Source organism: Aeromonas sp. R5-3 (genome assembly GCF_040908225.1).
GTDB classification, from domain to species: Bacteria; Pseudomonadota; Gammaproteobacteria; order Enterobacterales; family Aeromonadaceae; genus Aeromonas; species Aeromonas dhakensis.
Map to the genome: position 1 here is coordinate 466,027 of NZ_JBFODH010000029.1, position 14,181 is coordinate 480,207.

A 14,181-nucleotide genomic window follows, 5' to 3' on the forward strand; every position below is an offset into this window, starting at 1 on the left:
GTGAGCCGTGAGGCTGGCGCAGCTCCCGTGGCTGCTCAGAACCAAGGTGCGCTGGCGGTTGCTGCTGCTCACCTCGGTGCCCATCATGCTGACCCTGGCCGGCATGATCGGGCTCACCCTCTACTGGACCCTCACCTACAGCTGGCAGAACCTGCTCACCACGGTGCGCAGCGACCTTGGCGTCGCCCACCACGCGGTGAGCGTGCAGCAGCAGCGTCAGGCCGAGCACCTCGAGCACCTGCGCGATGCCTGGGCCTTCCAGCTGCAACTGCGCGAATCCCCCGCCCGCTTGCGCCAGTGGGTGATGCCGCTCGCCGCCAACTACGGTCTCGACTTTTTGCGCCTGCGCAGCGGCAGCGAGCTGGATCAGCTGCCAGAGCAGGATCGCGCGGTCCTCGCCGCCGGGCGCAGCGTCAGCCACTTCGTGGTCTGGTCGCGGGAGCAGCTGCTGGCCCTCTCGCCGGCGCTGGCCAGCCGCGCCGTGCTGGACAAAGAGCTGGAGCCGGGCGCTGGGCAGGAGACTCGTGGTCTGATCAGCCTCTCCCTGACCCCGGTGATGGGGCGGGACGGCAGCCTCTGGGGCGTGCTGGAGGGGGGGGAGCTTATCAACGGCAGCACCCGGCTGGTGGACGAGCTCAAGGGCCAGGTGTTCGCCAAGAACACCCTGCCGGCCGGCAGCATCGGCAGCGTCACCCTGTTTCTCGGCGATCTGCGGGTGAGCACCAACGTGCCCGCCAGCAGCAGCCAGCAGCTGGGGCGGGCGGTGGGCACCCGGGCCTCGGCGCCGGTGCGCGAACAGGTGCTGGGCCGGGGCGAGCCCTGGATTGACCGCGCCTTCGTCCACGATGCCTGGTATGTGTCGGGTTACGAGCCGCTCTTGGGCGCCAATGGCGAGCGCATCGGCATGCTCTACGTCGGTTTTCTCGAGTGGCCCATCGTTCGCACCTACCTCACCAATCTGCTGGAGCTGGGCTCCGGCGTGGTGCTGCTGTTGCTGCTCTCGGGTCTGCTGGTCTATCGCGGCGCGCGGGACTTGTTCACCCCCATCGAGCGGATGCACAAGGTGGTGCGCCAGGTGCAGGCGGGCAGGCCGGCCCGCATCGGCGAGCTCTACCTCGACCCCGATCACGAGCTGGCCCAGCTCGGCCGCCAGTTCGACGCCATGCTGGATCGCCAGGCGGCGCACCGCCAGCAGCTGGCCCGCAGCGCCGACGAGCTGGAGCAGAAGGTAGCCGAGCGCACCCAGAGCCTCGAGCAGAAGACCGCCGAGCTCGAGCATCACATCCACATGCTGACCCAGGCCCGTCAGCAGCTGCTGATCAGCGAGAAGCTGGCGGCCCTCGGCGAGCTCTGCGCCGGGGTGGCCCACGAGATCAACAACCCGCTGGCGGTGATCCTCGGCAACGTGGAGCTGATGAAGCTGGAGCTGGGGGAGGCGGCCGCGCCGGTGAGCGAAGAGCTGGCGCTGGTGCTGGCCCAGATCGAGCGCATTCGCGCCATCACCCGCAGCCTGTTGCAATATTCCCGTCCCGGCGACTACGAGACGGCGCCGGTGTGGCAGCACCTCACCCCCATCATCGAGGAGAGCCTGACCCTGGTGCGCTCCGCCCTGCGCCAGCAGCAGGTGAACCTGGTGGCCGATCTCAAGGCCCAGCAGCCCATCGAGGCGGATCGCCAGCAGCTGCTGCAGGTGCTGATCAACCTCTTGGTCAACGCCAGCCATGCGTTGGGTGAGCAGGGGGAGATCCGGGTCGAGAGCCGCGACTGGCTGGATGACGCCGGGGCCCTGCAGGGGGCCGAGGTGCGGGTCATCGACAACGGCAGCGGCATAGAGGCGGCCATCATCGACAAGATCTTCGACCCCTTCTTCACCACCCGCGCCACCGGCACCGGGCTGGGGCTGGCCTTGAGCCACCGCATCATCAGCCGCTGGGGCGGGGAGCTGCTGGTGGATTCCACCCCGGGGCAGGGCAGCTGCTTTACCATCCGCTTGCGTAGCCACGCCCGGCTGGCCAACGGCGGCGAGCCAGCCCAGCTGGAGGGGTGGCGCATCGCCCTCAATGCCGAGGGGCGTGAGGCAAGCGTCGAGCCCCAGTCATGACGACATCATAAAAAGCCCGCCGAACTTGAAGGGCGCGCATTGCCCTCAAGGGGGAGGGGGGACTGTCGCAATTCAGAGTGAGACACAAAAAAGCCCGCCAATAGTGGCGGGCTTTTTTACAGGTAGGTGAGGGGATACTTACTGCGGGCTCCACACCAGCTTGCCGCTCTGGGTCAGGTCATAGCCGCCGAGGCGGGCCGCCAGCTCGCGCCCCTCGGGGGATTGCAGCCAGCCGATAAGCTGTTGCAGCAGGGTGCGAAAAAAGACCCCCTGCGGCATCACCAGATCGAAGCACTCCTGCGACAGCGGCATAAAGTCGAGGCCGAACTCGGTGGCGGTGCTCTGGGCGCCGGGCCCGACGTCGGCATCGCCGCGGCTGATGGCGGCGGCCAGCTCCCGCTCGCTGTTGACCTCGAGGGTACGCTCCAGCCGGGTCAGCGACTCCCCTTGGGTTTGCAGCCACTCCTGCAGGGCGCGCTGGCTGCCGGCCCCCTCCTGGCGCATGGCCCAGCGCCAGTCGAGCGCCTGTCTCGCCTCTTTCGGTTGCAGCCCTTGCCGCAGCACCAGCCCCTGCACCCGGCGAAATCCATGAACGATCACCCATTGCCGGTGGCCCTGATACTGCTGTACCAGCGCCGGGTGGCGCAGGTGGGCCTCCTCGGCCTGGCCCCAGTGGATGGCGCACAAATCCACATGGCCGCGCGCCAGCATCGCCAGCCCCTGACGGGTGCCGCACGGGGTGTAGCCCACCAGTGCCTGGGTGCCGAGCTGTTGGGCCAAGCGGCTGCTGGCGTAGTGCAGCAATACGTCGTCCGAGCCTGCCAGCAGCAGCCGGTCGTTCATCACCCCCTCGTGGCAGCTGCCGAGCAGCCAGCGGTCGAGCAGGGAGCGGGGAAACAGCCACTTGCCGGTCGCCTTGGTGGCGGGGATGCGCGCCTCGTTGGCGAGCTGGTAGACCTTCTTCTCGTTGAGATCGAGGTACTCGGCCACCTGCTTCACATTCATAAACTCGTTCATGGCTTGTTCCTGACCCCCGTGGTGGCCTGTGTAGTGGCGTGATCGAGATACAGCGCGATCTGCTTGGCACTCATCAACTCGTTCATTACCTAGTCCTGCATTCCGCGACCGGTTGAACCGGGCGCCAGCACAGGCGGCTTCTCGTCCAGCACCATATGGTCGTGGCCGCTAAAGACCTCGAAATGGCGCCCCTTGGCGCGGGCAATCATGGTGATGCCGAGCTGGCGGGCGAGATCCAGCCCCATCTGGGTGACGCCGGAGCGCGACAACAGCACCGGAATGCCCATCTGCGCCACCTTGATCACCATCTCCGAGGTGAGCCGCCCGGTGGTGTAGAAGATCTTGTCGTGGCCAGCCTCACCGCGCATCCAGAGCTCGCCCGCCAGAGTATCCACCGCATTGTGGCGCCCCACATCCTCGACAAAGGAGAGGATTTCGCTACCGCGACAGATAGCACAGCCATGCACGGCTCCCGCCATCTTGTAGGTTTCGTTATGGGCCGACAGCGCCTTGAGCAGGGCGTAGAGGGTGCTCTGTTTAAGCTCAGGCGCCGCCAAGACCACCCCTTCGAGCTTCTTCATCACGCTGCCATACATGGTGCCCTGACCGCAGCCGGAGGTGACCGTCTTCTTCTCCAGCGCTTGGTCGAGATCGGCGGCCTGCTGACTGCTCACCACGGCGGCGGCCTCGCTCTCCCAGTCGACGATCACCGACTCGATGGCTGCAATATCCTCGATAAAGCCCTGATTTTTCAGATAACCCAGCACCAGTGCCTCGGGGCGGACCCCCAGCGTCATCAGGGTTACGATCTCCTTCCAGTTGAGGTAGACCGTCAGTGGCCGCTCACAGGCGATTTGGCGGGTTTGCAGCGTGCCCTGTTCATCCATCACCTCGACGGCCATGGTGAGCTGGGCTGCGGCATTGCTTTTGATAAAGGTCGGTGTCATGGGCCCCTCGCGACCGGTTGCCGGGATCTAAGGGGAGGGATACAGCAAGTTTTGTTCCAGATTAATGTGGTAGGAAAGGAAAGACTAGAAATGAGACTGTTGTAGCGAATGGATAAGAGGTTTATACATACTTCTTGGCCATAAACTTATCTGGACAATTTTTTGTAGTCGTATAAATATACGCGTAATAAAAACTCATTTTTCTCTTCAGGGAAGTGAGCCATACGCATTATTTCATGCCTGTTTCAAGGGGAGATAATATGAGTTATTTGGATTTTGAAAAATTTATTTCACTAATTGGTAGTTTTAGTTTTGGTATGATTTTAGGTTGTGGGGCAATCTATCTTTTTATAAAATCCTTCTTGCCTTCATATTTGTCTGAAAAAGCGAAAAACCTTGCTTCAAAGGAAGATATTGAATTAATTACTAAAAAAGTTGAATCAGTAAAATCAGATTACGCTCATCTACTTGAAGAGGTTAGAAGTAACTATCAATTGAGGTTTGCAGCCATAGAGCGAGAAAAAATCACAAAGAAAGAAGTGTATATGGAAGCAATAGAAGCCATAACAAGAAGTCAAAATATAATACCTAGCTTCTGCAATCTAAATCTGAGTGAGGAACAAATCACATCAAGTTTAAGTTCTGATGCAGGTAAAATAGCGAAAGTTCAAGTGGTTGGAGATAAGGAAACTGTCAAGGCTGTAACAGCCTATATGGCGGAGATCGGAATTACCACAATGGATTTAATGTTAAAAAGAAGTGCACTAATTGAGCGAAGATACTCAATCCAGACGCATGAGTTATTACGAGATAAATCTCAGGGGGAAATTGAAAGATATATAGGGATTATGAAAAATATGAACTTGCAGGGAAATATGGAACCATCTCTGTGGGAGATAGTGAATCGTAGTTTAGAGTTTGAACGAGAACAGTATGATAAATTTCAAGAAAAGCTCGATTTTCTATTTAGTGAGCAAAACAAGGCACATCTTGAGTTTACTCGCGAATCTATGTTGAGGTTTTTTAATATATGTGAATCTCTACCATCAGCTGTTTTGGCAATTAGAAAAGAGTTAGATCTTGATATACTGAGTGAAGATTACCAGAATATTATAAAAGAAGATATTGAAAAGGGGCGAGAAGTATTTGCAGTATTCTTAAATCGCCTTGGTGAAATTAATTCACAATAATGTAAATTAGGTTCTGGAATTAAGGCGTCTCGTATGCTGGGCTGAATCATAGTTTCTGAAAAGGCAATATTCGGATAATTCGGCCTTATTTGATTATTGCCATTCCCTCGAATAAGCACTGACGGATTGGTGTTACGCCGCATATTGGGCTTCGCTGCGCTCTGCACCAACCTACGCTCGCGCCAACCCATATCCCGCACGACAGGCCAACCCGCAGCAATGCCTCCATCAACTACCAAACCGGCTTTGGCCCCACTCTTGCTATGTCTTATCCCATTGATGGCCGTGGTCGCCCTGAATTTTCCGCCGTGATCTGCCCAGACCGGGGTGGAGCACGAGGGAGGGCAGCCCGGCAGAGACCTTCTGATGGGAGCCGTGACAGTGCAAGACACCACCAATACTTTGCCCCCGCAGCGCTGGCTGCAACTGGAGTTAAAGGCCATCGACAGCCAGGTTGGCCGCTGGCAGAGCCGCCGTTTCGAGATTGCGGCGCTCCATCCCGCCGAGCCCAAGGCTGCCGGTGCCTTGCCCCTTACCCTGTTTCGCGATGAGCGGGGGGATTATCGCTTCAATTTGAGCTCCGGCTCGCCCTGCCTCTTTGTGACCGGAAGCCGCGTAGACAGCGGCTTTGTGGCCGATGGCCTCACCCTGAGCCAGACCGTGGCTGCCGCCTATATGGATGGCGAGCGGCAGGTGCTCTCCTGCCCGCTGCCCGAAGCGCTGCAAGCCTGGGTGGAGGCCTTTATCGGCCGCCACGGCGAGCTGCTGGAGGCTCGCCGCAAGGGCAAGAAGGGCAAGGGGCGGGCGCAGGATCAGCTCGGTGTCGATACGGTAGATCAAGCCAACTGCGGCGCCGTCAAAGCCACCGGCCCCGATGGCCGCGAGCGTGGCAGCGACGCCGGAACCTGTGCTGTAAACAAGGCCGGAAACAGCGCCCATGAGTGATTTCCTCAAGCGCTGGTCATCCCGCAAGAGTGAGGCGCGCAAGCATCAGGTATTGCAGCCACGGGAAGAGGCCATTCCCGAGGCTGTTGCCGCCCCCATAGAAGGCAGTGGCGAAGATGAAACTCCAGATACCGCGCTGGATAGCCCCGTAGTCAGCACTGACAAGGGGAGCAGTGAATCCCTTGCCGTTGAGGGGGCTGGGAGTGGCGAACCGCCGCTAATAACGGCTCAGCCGGGCAAGGCCAAACTCCCCGACAGGGAGGCGCTGCGGGCCATGTTTCGCACTCACAAGCCGGATGGGCTCGACGACTACACCCAGGATTTCAGCCAGCCCGAATTGCTGCCTGCGGCCCTGACCGCCGGCCTGCGCAACTGGCTGGTGGATCAGGTGATCGCCCCGGAGAGCGAATCAGCCAATCCGGCCAGCGGGTCTGCTGAACCGGTTGCGCTTGTCTGCGAACCTGCCGCCGACGAGCTGGCTGATAACTATTCTCAAACCCACACCGACGATCGGGACATTTTGGTTGACCATGATGGACAAAATGTCCCAGTCAAGGATGGGGGAATGGAGCATTTGGGATCCTGACTCCCTGCCAGTCACTTTTTTCCTGGGGGAGTTGGCTCGGCTCTTGCTCTCCCAGCTGACCAACAAGCACGCCATCCCACGAGGTGGCGCGCACAGGAGTGCATGTGAGCATCGAACAACCCATAACAACATCTGTCGCAATTCTGACCGCCGATGGCGTGGCCGCGCGCAACGAACGTGCCCGCGCCCATGCCCTGCAGCATACGGTCAAGACCGACAACCTGATCCCGACCACCGTCTCCTACCAGAGTCAGGGGCGCCTGTTGCTGGTCGGCCCGGAAGACAGCATTCGCCGCGCCGCCAGCCTGCTGCCCCAAGGCGTGATGCCGACCCTGCTGGTGACCGAAGCGGTGCACTATGCCGAGGCGGCGGATCTCGAAACCATCTTCGAGGCTACCGCCGCCCTGGACGCCCTGACCCTGCGCGAGCCGAGCCTGACAGGGTATCTCGGTCAGTTCCAGCTCACCGGCCTCAATGGGCAGGGTGAGCGTATCTCTCTGGCCGAGCTCTGCTTTCCGGTCCAGGTCGCAGGTAGTCACGCCAGCTTCGATCTGGTGGCCGATCTGGGCCGCGTCCCGCTCTTTGCGCTGGAGCGCCCGCCGGTGGGCTATCAGTCTCTCTTTGATGACGCTGACCTGGCCGAACGGCTCGCCGAGCTCTGTGCGCTGACCGGTATCTTCGACAAGCCGCGCTATTTTCGCCTCGACCCCGAGGCGTGTGCCTTTACCGCCCGCGGCGTGCCCGGTTGCAGCCGCTGTCTCGATGTTTGCCCGACCGATGCGCTCAAGCCCATCAATGGTCGCATCCAGATCGATCCCCATCTCTGTCAGGGCTTCGGCAGCTGCGCCTCGGCCTGTCCGACCGGGGCGATTGGCTATCACCAGCCCGATGCCAACACCAGCGGCGACTACCTGCTGCGTCTGCTCAAGCACTACCGGGAGGTGGGGGGCGACGCGCCGCAACTGCTGATCTCAGGTGAGAACGATCGCGAATGGGTGGAAACGGAACTCACCCGCTTGCCCGCCAACTGGCTGCCGGTCTGGGTGGAGGAGAGCGCGAGTTTAGGCATCGAGAGCTGGTTCGCCGCCCTCGCCTATGGCGCCAGCGCGGTGCGCATTGCACTGGGCGACGACGTCCCCGCCAGCGTCCGGGCATTGGTTGAGCGGGAGCTGGCGAGCGCTGCCGTACTCTTGGCGGGCGCAGGTCTTGCTGCCGATCGTATTGCCCTGTTTAACCGGGATGCCGAACAAGATAAGCCGATTTTCGGCCAGCCGGCCGTTGCCCTGCTGGACAAGCCGCTCAAGGGGGAGAAACGGGAGAACCTGTTTGCCGCCTTCGATGCCCTCTGGCAGGCCAACGAGGGGCGCCGCGAGCCGCTGGTTGTGCCACACGGCGCCCCTTACGGCAGCGTTGAATTGAAAGAAGCTGACTGCACCCTCTGCATGGGCTGCGTGGCGGTCTGCCCGAGCCGCGCCCTGCATGCGGTGGGCCATGCCCCCGGCCTCAACTTTATCGAGCAGGATTGCATCCAGTGCGGCATGTGCGAAAAGGCGTGCCCCGAGCAGGCCATCGTGCTCACGCCCCGTCTGCAACCCGTGCCCGAGGCGCGCCGCGCCGTGCAGAGCCTCAAAGCCGAAGAGGCGGCCTGCTGCATTCGCTGCGCCAAGCCGTTCGCGCCGGCCTCCCTTATCCGCCGCATCCAGCAGAAACTGGCCGGTCACTCCCACTTTCAGAACGAGGCCGCCCAGCGGCTGCTGATGTGTGAGGATTGCCGGGTCAAGGATGTGTTTGCGGCGCTGGCGGCGGATCCCGTCTCCCAGCTCAAGGTGTGAGGGGGCAGTGATGAGCGAACAACATAACGAAAAGGCTGGCGAACTGACCATGACCGAACTGGAACAGAGCAGCGCCGATCTCTACGCCCTGCTGGCGAGCCTCTGGCGCGCCGCCCCTCGTGGCGAACAGCTCGCCTGGTTGCAAGGCTTGCAAGCCATGCCCGGCCCCTTTGCCAGAGGGCTGGGGCTGGTGCAGCTGGCGGCCAGCAGCCATCACGAGCACGAGCTTGCCGAGGAGTATCAGGATCTCTTTATCGGGTTGGGGCGCGGGGAGATAGTGCCGTTTGCCTCCTGGTATCTCACCGGCTCCCTGATGGAGCTGCCGCTGGCGGTGCTGCGCGCCGACCTGCAGTCGCTTGGCTTCGAGCGCCAGAGCGGGGTGTGCGAGCCGGAAGATCACCTGGCCGCCCTCTGCGAGGTGATGGCGGTATTGATTGCCGAGCAGCACCCGGATCGCAACCGCTTCTATGAACGCCACCTTGCCCCCTGGGTACTCGCCTGCTGCCGTGATCAGCAACAGGCGAAAGGGGGCAGCTTCTACCGGGCGGTCGGGGCCCTTGCCGAAGACTTTTTCAAACTGGAACAGGAACTGCGCCTGCCCTTTGGCAGCCCGGTGGTGACGCTGCCATGACGCTGCGCCGCCCACTCATAGCAAAACCGGCTCACCGCAGCCGACCATAACAACAGAGGTCACAGAAAGATGAGCGATGAACAGCTGAAAGACCCGTCCCGCCGCAATCTGATCAAGGGGGTGGGGGTGGTTGCCACCATAGGTGTGCTGGCCGGTGCCACCGGCCGGGTGGTGGGCAAGGAGGTGCTGACTCACGACACCGAGCCTGACAAGGGCTATCGGGAGACCCCCCATGTTCACGACTTTTATCGCACCCTGCGCGGCACCGACTGAGCCGGCTCAGTGAAGGAGAACTCATGAAACTGACGAAACGTGCCGAGCAGCCCCAGGCGGGCGAGCAGGGCCACTTGCAGAGTAATGCAAACGCTCGCGGTCAGGGGCTGACCCGTCGCGCCTTTATGGTCAATTCAAGTCTGGTGGCTGGCGGCGCCGTGGCGGCCGGCTGGCTGGCACCGGCCATGATGCAGCGGGCCGAGGCCAAGACCGTGGCGGCCGGGGTGCCGGTCGAGGTGAAGCGCACCATCTGCTCCCACTGCTCGGTGGGTTGCGGCGTCTATGCCGAGGTGCAAAACGGCGTCTGGACCGGTCAGGAGCCGGCTTTCGATCACCCCTTCAACTTGGGCGGTCACTGCGCCAAGGGGGCGGCCCTGCGCGAGCACGGCCACGGCGAGCGTCGCCTCAAGTACCCGATGAAGCTGGTGGGCGGCAAGTGGCAGCGCATCAGCTGGGATCAGGCCATCGAAGAGGTGGGCAACGAAGTGCTGCGCCTGCGCAAGGAGTCTGGCCCCGACAGCGTCTACTGGCTCGGCTCGGCCAAGCACTCCAACGAGCAGGCCTACCTGTTTCGCAAGATGGCGTCCCTGTGGGGCACCAACAACGTGGATCATCAGGCGCGGATCTGCCACTCCACCACGGTCGCTGGCGTCGCCAACACCTGGGGCTACGGCGCTATGACCAACAGCCTGAACGACATGCACAACAGCAAGTCGATCATGTTTATCGGCTCCAACCCGGCGGAGGCCCACCCGGTCGCCATGCAGCACATCCTGCTGGCGAAAGAGCGCAACGGCTGCAAGATCCTGGTGGTCGACCCGCGTCGCACCCGTACCGCCGCCAAGGCGGACATGTACCTCTCCCTGCGCCCGGGCACCGACGTCGCCTTTATCTGGGGCATGCTCTGGCACATCTTCAAGAACGGCTGGGAAGACAAGGAGTTCATCCGCACCCGCGTCTTTGGCATGGACGAGGTGCAAAAAGAGGTGGCGCGCTGGACCCCGGCCGAAGTGGAGCGGGTGACCGGCCTCAATGAAAAAGAGGTGTATGGCGCCGCCAAGCTGCTCTCCGACAACCGCCCCGGCTGCGTGGTCTGGTGCATGGGCGGCACCCAGCACACCACCGGCAACAACAACACCCGCGCCTACTGCATCCTCGAACTGGCCCTCGGCAACGTGGGCAAGAGCGGGGCGGGCACCAACATCTTCCGTGGTCACGACAACGTGCAGGGTGCCACCGACTTTGGCGTCACCTCCGACTCATTGCCCGGCTACTACGGGCTGGAAGAGGGCTCCTGGAAGCACTGGGCCCGGGTGTGGGACGTCGACTACGAGTGGATCAAGGCCCGCTTTGACAACAAGACCTACAACGGCAAGCTGCCGATGAACAACAACGGCATTCCGGTCTCCCGCTGGGTGGATGGTGTGCTGGAGAACGCCGATCTCATCGAGCAGGGTGCCAACATCCGCGCCATGTTCTACTGGGGCCATGCGGTCAACTCCCAGACCCGCGGCCCGGAGATGAAGAAGGCGATGCAAAAGCTCGACATGATGGTGATTGTTGACCCGTACCCCACCGTCGCCGCCGTCATGAACGATCGTACCGACGGCGTCTACCTGCTGCCGGCCACCACCCAGTTCGAGACCTATGGTTCCGTCACCGCCACCAACCGCTCCATGCAGTGGCGCGACAAGGTGGTCGAGCCGCTGTTCGAATCCAAGGTCGACCACGAGATCATGTATCTCTTGAGCAAGAAGCTCGGCTTTGCCGATGAGCTGTTCAAGCACATCAAGGTGGAGAACAACGAACCGCTCCTGGAAGACATCACCCGCGAGTACAACCGCGGCATGTGGAGCGTGGGCTACACCGGCCAGAGCCCGGAGCGGCTCAAGGCGCACCAGCAGAACTGGCACACCTTCCACAAGACCAACCTCAAGGCCGAAGGCGGCCCGGTCAGTGGCGAAGTGTACGGTCTGCCCTGGCCCTGCTGGGGCACCCCGGAGATGAAACACCCCGGCAGCCATATCCTCTACGACACCAGCATTCCGGTCTCGCAAGGGGGCGGCGGTTTCCGCGCCCGTTTCGGCATCGAGTATCAGGGCGTCTCGCTGCTCGCCGAAGACTCCTGGCCCAAGGGGAGCGAAGTGGAAGACGGCTATCCCGAGATCACCGCCGACCTGATGAAACAGCTTGGCTGGTGGGATGAGCTGACCGAGGCCGAGAAGAAAGAGGCCGAGGGGCGCAACTGGAAGACCGATCTCTCCGGTGGCATCCAGCGGGTTGCCATCAAGCACGGCTTCGTCCCCTACGGCAACGCCAAGGCGCGCTGCGTGGTGTGGACCTTCCCGGATCAGGTGCCCAAGCACCGCGAGCCGCTCTATACCCCGCGCCGGGATCTGCTGGCTGACTACGCCACCTGGCCCGATGCCAAGAGCCTGTGGCGCCTGCCGACCCAGTATGCCTCGGTGCAGGAGAAGGACGTCAGCAAGGAGTTCCCGATCATCCTCACCTCCGGCCGTCTGGTGGAATACGAGGGGGGCGGCGACGAGACCCGTTCCAACCCCTGGCTGGCCGAGCTGCAGCAGGAGATGTTCGTCGAGATGAACCCGGCGGATGCCAACGACGTCGGCGTGCGCGACGGTCAGGATGTGTGGGTGGAGGGGCCGGAAGGGGGCAGAGTGAAAGTGAAGGCGCTGGTGACCCCGCGGGTCAAACCTGGGCTTGCCTTTATGCCGTTCCACTTCGGCGGCCACTTCGAGGGCCAGGATCTGCGCGCCAAATATCCGGAAGGGTCAGACCCCTATGTGCTGGGAGAGTCGGTCAACATAGTCACCACCTATGGCTATGACCCGGTTACCCAGATGCAGGAGACCAAGGTCACCCTGTGCCGTTTTCGCAAAGTAGGAGCCTGATCTCATGGCCAGAATGAAATTCATGTGTGACACCAAGCGCTGCATCGAGTGCAACGGCTGTGTGACGGCGTGCAAGAACGAGAACGACGATGCCCTCGAGTGGGGCATCCAGCGCCGCCGGGTGGTGACCCTCAACGACGGCCTGCCGGGGGAGACCTCCATCTCGGTCGCCTGCATGCACTGCACCGACGCTCCCTGCATGGCGGTCTGTCCGGCAGACTGCTTCTATCACACCGACGACGGCATAGTGCTGCACAACAAGGATCTCTGCATCGGTTGCGGCTACTGCCTGTTCGCCTGCCCGTTCGGGGCGCCCCAGTTCCCGAAGACCGCCGCCTTCGGCGATCGGGGCAAGATGGACAAGTGCACCTTCTGCGCCGGTGGCCCGGAAGAGGATCACAGCGAGGCGGAGCGCCAGAAGTACGGAGCCAACCGCATTGCCGAGGGCAAGCTGCCCATGTGTGCCGAGCTCTGCTCCACCAAGGCGCTGCTGGCGGGGGATGCACAGGTCATCTCCGACATCTTCCGCGAGCGGGTGGCCTATCGCGGCGCCCCTCACGCGGGCTGGGGCGGGGATGAGCAGGATCTGTTCCACGACGCCAGCCAACCCCGCGATGGCAGAGGCAAGGGGCTCAAGCCTGGCAAGCAGGAGGGTGGCCAATGAGACACTGGCTGACAGGGCTGCTGACAGCCTTGCTGCTGTTCAGTGCACCTGGCTTTGCCGATGCCCAGAAGGAGACGATCGGCTTTGCCGGCGCCGACTACTGGCGCGCGGTGAAGGATGGGCAGGAGGGGGTGACCACCTCCCGCTCGCCGGAGCACGGGGTGCTGATCTCGGTGCCGGGCCAGCTCTGGTTCGAGGTGAAAACCAAATGGGTATCGCCGCTCGGCGCCATCGCCATCTTCGGATCCTTGGCCATGTGCGGCCTGATGTACTGGGTGGTGGGGCCGACCAAGCTCTCGAAACCGCGCACCGGGCGCAAGCTCAAGCGCTGGAGCCGGCTCGATCGGGCGCTGCACTGGACCACGGCGGGCATGTTCCTGACCCTGTCCGGCTCGGGGCTGGCCATCATCTACGGCAAGCACTTCATCAAGCCGGTGGTGAGCATGGGGGTGTGGGAGAACTGGATCTGGTTCGCCAAGGTGTTCCACAACTACGTGGGGCCGCTCTTCTTCCTCTGCCTGATGGGAGTGCTCATCAAGTGGTTCCGTCACAACATCGTCAACATGGTGGATGTGCAGTGGTTCATGAAGGCGGGCGGCATGCTGGGACCCCACAAGGGGAGTCACCCCTCGGCGGGCTTCTCCAACGGCGGCGAGAAGGCGATCTTCTGGCTGCTGATCTGGTTTGGCGGCATCGTGGTGGCGACCGGGCTGTTTCTGGACTTCCCCATCTTCGGCCAGCTGCGCCGCCAGATGGAGTGGGCCAGCTTCATCCATATCGTCGGCGCCTTGATCCTCATCTGTGGTTTCATCTTCCATATCTACATGGGCCTGTTCCAGCTGGAAGGGGCGCTGGAGGGGATGGTGACCGGCGAGGTGGACGAGACCTGGGCCAGGGAGCACCACGACCTCTGGTATGAAGAGGTGAAGCACCAGCTCGACGAACCCAAGGCGGGCAAGTCAGGCTGAGGCTGACCGCGACATCAGGATGAAAGAGAAGGGGCGCTGCGGCGCCCCTTTGTTGTGCGCGTAACTTAACCGATATGCATGGTCTGAATGAGGCCGAAGTCCGTCCTGCCACGGT

General features: G+C 62.0%; 12 protein-coding genes. 10 read left to right on the plus strand and 2 right to left on the minus strand.

Translation table 11 applies throughout. The annotated features are described in order from the left end of the window. The first annotated feature begins 7 nt into the window (after positions 1–7). Positions 8–2,101 (plus strand): cache domain-containing protein, encoded by a 2,094-nt coding sequence (locus AB5Y95_RS21430; RefSeq protein ID WP_368162034.1) that lies wholly within the window; start codon positions 8–10, stop codon positions 2,099–2,101. A 138-nt stretch (positions 2,102–2,239) separates the two neighbouring features. Here AB5Y95_RS21430 and AB5Y95_RS21435 read toward each other — a convergent pair whose 3' ends face one another. Together AB5Y95_RS21435 and AB5Y95_RS21440 are read right to left on the minus strand one after the other, a co-directional pair. Next, a complete protein-coding gene (locus AB5Y95_RS21435; RefSeq protein WP_282467430.1) occupies positions 2,240–3,106 on the minus strand; it encodes a helix-turn-helix transcriptional regulator in 867 nt (288 codons plus the stop codon). Between the two features lie 101 nt (positions 3,107–3,207). Then, positions 3,208–4,065 carry a formate dehydrogenase accessory sulfurtransferase FdhD gene (locus AB5Y95_RS21440; protein WP_368162036.1) on the minus strand — a complete coding sequence of 286 codons (858 nt, stop codon included), beginning with the start codon at positions 4,063–4,065 and terminating at the stop codon, positions 3,208–3,210. 260 nt (positions 4,066–4,325) lie between these two features. Between AB5Y95_RS21440 and AB5Y95_RS21445 the strand changes: the two genes are divergently transcribed. The 9 genes from AB5Y95_RS21445 to AB5Y95_RS21485 all read left to right on the plus strand — a co-directional run bounded on the left by AB5Y95_RS21445 (position 4,326) and on the right by AB5Y95_RS21485 (position 14,066). Then, the gene (locus tag AB5Y95_RS21445; protein WP_368162038.1) at positions 4,326–5,255 is read left to right on the plus strand and encodes a hypothetical protein; all 930 of its coding nucleotides are present in this window, start codon (positions 4,326–4,328) and stop codon (positions 5,253–5,255) included. A 366-nt stretch (positions 5,256–5,621) separates the two neighbouring features. Further along, positions 5,622–6,200: a DUF3305 domain-containing protein gene (locus tag AB5Y95_RS21450; RefSeq protein ID WP_368162039.1), complete on the plus strand. Its 579-nt coding sequence runs from the start codon at positions 5,622–5,624 to the stop codon at positions 6,198–6,200. After that, positions 6,193–6,786, plus strand: a complete 594-nt coding sequence (locus AB5Y95_RS21455; RefSeq protein ID WP_368162042.1) for a DUF3306 domain-containing protein — start codon at positions 6,193–6,195, stop codon at positions 6,784–6,786. The genes AB5Y95_RS21450 and AB5Y95_RS21455 overlap by 8 nt, the downstream gene beginning before the upstream one ends. A gap of 104 nt (positions 6,787–6,890) precedes the next feature. Next, a complete protein-coding gene (locus tag AB5Y95_RS21460; RefSeq protein ID WP_368162043.1) occupies positions 6,891–8,618 on the plus strand; it encodes a 4Fe-4S dicluster domain-containing protein in 1,728 nt (575 codons plus the stop codon). Positions 8,619–8,628: 10 nt separating this feature from the next. Beyond that, entirely contained in the window at positions 8,629–9,249 is a 621-nt protein-coding gene (locus AB5Y95_RS21465; RefSeq protein ID WP_017778418.1) for a molecular chaperone, read from the plus strand. A 69-nt stretch (positions 9,250–9,318) separates the two neighbouring features. Then, complete coding sequence (locus AB5Y95_RS21470; protein ID WP_005303194.1) at positions 9,319–9,522, plus strand: transcriptional initiation protein Tat; 204 nt, start codon at positions 9,319–9,321, stop codon at positions 9,520–9,522. 23 nt (positions 9,523–9,545) lie between these two features. Next, the gene (locus AB5Y95_RS21475; RefSeq protein ID WP_368162045.1) at positions 9,546–12,434 is read left to right on the plus strand and encodes a formate dehydrogenase subunit alpha; all 2,889 of its coding nucleotides are present in this window, start codon (positions 9,546–9,548) and stop codon (positions 12,432–12,434) included. 4 nt (positions 12,435–12,438) lie between these two features. Continuing rightward, entirely contained in the window at positions 12,439–13,098 is a 660-nt protein-coding gene (fdh3B, locus tag AB5Y95_RS21480; protein ID WP_005303185.1) for a formate dehydrogenase FDH3 subunit beta, read from the plus strand. Further along, positions 13,095–14,066: a formate dehydrogenase subunit gamma gene (locus AB5Y95_RS21485; protein ID WP_017765091.1), complete on the plus strand. Its 972-nt coding sequence runs from the start codon at positions 13,095–13,097 to the stop codon at positions 14,064–14,066. The genes fdh3B and AB5Y95_RS21485 overlap by 4 nt, the downstream gene beginning before the upstream one ends. Positions 14,067–14,181: the final 115 nt, after the last annotated feature.